The organism is Mesorhizobium sp. M7A.F.Ca.US.006.04.2.1 (genome assembly GCF_004022915.1).
In the GTDB taxonomy this organism is placed as follows: domain Bacteria; phylum Pseudomonadota; class Alphaproteobacteria; order Rhizobiales; family Rhizobiaceae; genus Mesorhizobium; species Mesorhizobium ciceri.
In genome coordinates this window covers 1-2,567 of record NZ_RZQA01000873.1, presented here as the reverse complement: position 1 = coordinate 2,567, position 2,567 = coordinate 1, and the positions used below count along the sequence as shown (strand labels likewise).

At 61.6% G+C, this 2,567-nt stretch carries 3 protein-coding genes; 2 read left to right on the top strand and 1 reads right to left on the bottom strand.

Features of this window, described 5'->3' with window-relative positions:
• The coding region (locus tag EN925_RS31450; RefSeq protein WP_164894515.1) for an oligopeptide/dipeptide ABC transporter ATP-binding protein at positions 1-1,262 on the top strand (1,262 nt) is incomplete at its 5' end.
• A 34-nt stretch (positions 1,263-1,296) separates the two neighbouring features.
• Here the strand turns inward: EN925_RS31450 and EN925_RS31445 are convergent.
• Complete coding sequence (locus tag EN925_RS31445) at positions 1,297-1,887, bottom strand: transglycosylase SLT domain-containing protein (RefSeq protein WP_024501516.1); 591 nt, start codon at positions 1,885-1,887, stop codon at positions 1,297-1,299.
• A gap of 217 nt (positions 1,888-2,104) precedes the next feature.
• On the opposite strand from EN925_RS31445, the gene EN925_RS31440 reads away from it, so the two are divergent.
• Positions 2,105-2,567, top strand: a 463-nt coding sequence (locus EN925_RS31440) for a trimethylamine methyltransferase family protein (protein ID WP_206633023.1), incomplete at its 3' end; no start/stop codon positions are given.

Genomic DNA, 2,567 nt, shown 5'->3' with positions numbered 1-2,567 from the left:
CCGCCGAAATCCCGATGATCGAGGTCGCTGGTCACGAAGGCCATTTCTCGCGCTGCGTGCGCTTCAACGAGATCGACTGGGAAGCGCTGCCACCCGGTGCCAAGAAGGTCAATGAGCGCGTCATGCCCGGCGCGCCGGTGCTCAAGATCGAGGACCTCAGAAAATATTACAGGGTCGGCGGCAGCGAGGTGTTCGGCTCGAGCGAGGGCCGCGTCGTCAAGGCCAACGAGACGATCTCGTTCATGGCGCGCGAATCCGAGACGGTCGCCATCGTCGGCGAATCCGGCTGCGGAAAGTCGACGCTGGCCAAGGTGCTGCTCGGGCTGGAGACGGCAAGTGCCGGCACGGTGACGCTGGGCAACACGGAAATCCAGTCGACGGGGATCGACAAACGGAGCGTCGACACGGTGTCGTCGATCCAGATGGTGTTCCAGAATCCGTTCGACACGCTCAATCCCAGCCATTCGGTCGGTTCGCAGATCATCCGCACGCTGGAGAAGTTCAATGTCGGCAAGACGGTTGCCGATCGCCGCAAGCGCATGCTGGAGCTGCTCGACCTGGTGAAGCTGCCGCGGGCATTCGAAACCCGCAAGCCGCGTCAGCTTTCGGGCGGCCAGAAGCAGCGCATCGGCGTGGCGCGAGCCTTTGCCGGTGACGCCAAGGTGGTGGTGGCCGACGAGCCGGTCTCGGCATTGGACGTGTCGGTGCAGGCGGCGGTGACCGAACTGCTGATGGACATCCAGCGCAAGAACAAGACGACGATGCTGTTTATCAGCCACGATCTGTCCGTCGTTCGCTACATCGCCGACCGCGTCGTCGTCATGTATCTCGGCTACATCGTCGAGCAAGGCACGACCGACCAGATCTTCGCACCACCCTATCATCCCTATACCGAGGCGCTGCTGTCGGCGATTCCGATCGCCGACACGAGTGTCGTGAAGAAGCACATCGTGCTGGAAGGCGACATCCCGTCGGCGATGAACCCGCCATCCGGGTGTCCGTTCCAAACCCGTTGCGGCTACAAGAAGCTGGTGCCGGACAATCTCTGCGAGACCAAGGTGCCGCCGGTCAAGCATCTCGGCGACGGTCATATGAGCCTGTGCTGGCTCTCCGACGACGTGCTGGCCAAGATGGAGCCCGTGATCAAGTTCGACAAGGAACACGCCGCGCACGAAGGTATGCCGGACGACGCGCCGCATGGCGATGGCCCCGGTTTTGCTGGCACCCCACCAAAGCGTCCGCGCGGTAAAAGGCCGAGCTGACCGTCCGAAGATCGAGATCAACGATGCGGCAAGGTCAGTTCCCGCACTCGCTCAACTGCTGGGCATAGTCCCGCGCCATCTTGTCGGTGGCCCGGGCATAGCCCTGCACACCGGCATCGCCCCTGTTGCCGCGGCCATAGGCGGTCCAGCCGAGATAGTAGGCAAGGTAGAGATTGTAGGTGTCGTTGCGGGCGACGCCGTAGGTGTCAGATGTCTTGGAATGATACCAGCCGACGAAATCGACCGCATCGGCGAATTTCGTCCGCCGCGCCGCCCAGTTGCCGGTCTCGCGCTGATATTGCGACCAGGTGCCGTCCAGCGCCTGCGAGAAGCCGGTGGCCGTGGAGACGTGCTTCCACGGAATGAAGCCGAGCAGCTTGGTACGCGGCGGCCTTGCATTGCTCTTGAAGCCCGATTCCTTGCGCACCGTCGCCATCAGTACGGGAACGGGGATGCCATATTTCTGTTGGGTGCGCTCGGCGGCAGACTGCCAGTTGTCGAACCAGCCGTCATTCTGGTCGAAGACGGCGCAGACATTGTTGATGTGGCTGGGCGGCGTGGCGCAGGCCGAAAGCGCCAGCAACACGCAAACCGCACCAATTTTACTAAAACTCGAACTACGCATCGGCAGAGCAATAGGCCGAAATCATAAAGGGAATCTTGCAGCGTCCATTAACGCTTCGCCCGAGCGGTCGCTCGAGGAAATCCCATATCAACAATCCGACATATTTCGTCGTATTCTATAAATGGATACTGCGGAGATGCCGCCGTGGCTAAAATCACGCCCGCAAACGGCGTATTTATGACAGCTTACCTGGTTTGCCGGGGCTTTGATGCCAGGCATGAACGAACCAAGACGCAAACGCGGCGCCGAGCGCACCAGCAATCGGGGGCCATCGGCCATTCCGCAACTGCCGCTCAGGCGGGTGACCAATCCCTATCCGCCAATGGCCATGCTGTCGCCCGATCAGATCGAGCAGATCCATCAGGCGTCGATGCACATATTGGAGAATTTCGGCATCGAGGTGATGAGCCCGCGGGCGTTGTCGCTGTTCGAGAAGGCCGGCGCCAGGGTCGACCATGCCTCAGCGAATGTCCGCATCGATCGCGGCCTGATCGAAGACGTGCTGAAGACCACGCAGCCCAGCTATGTGTTGACGCCGCGCAACCCGGCCAACGCGGTTCATCTGGGCGGCAACACCATTAATTTCACCCTCGTTGCCGGGCCGCCCAATGTCCATGACATGGAGCGCGGCCGCCGCGCCGGCAATTTGCGCGACTATTCGGATCTCACACGGCTGGCGC

Excerpts from the sequence above, each read along its gene's own strand:
- EN925_RS31445 (WP_024501516.1), bottom strand. The coding sequence starts at position 1,887 with ATGCGTAGTTCGAGTTTTAGTAAAATTGGTGCGGTTTGCGTGTTGCTG.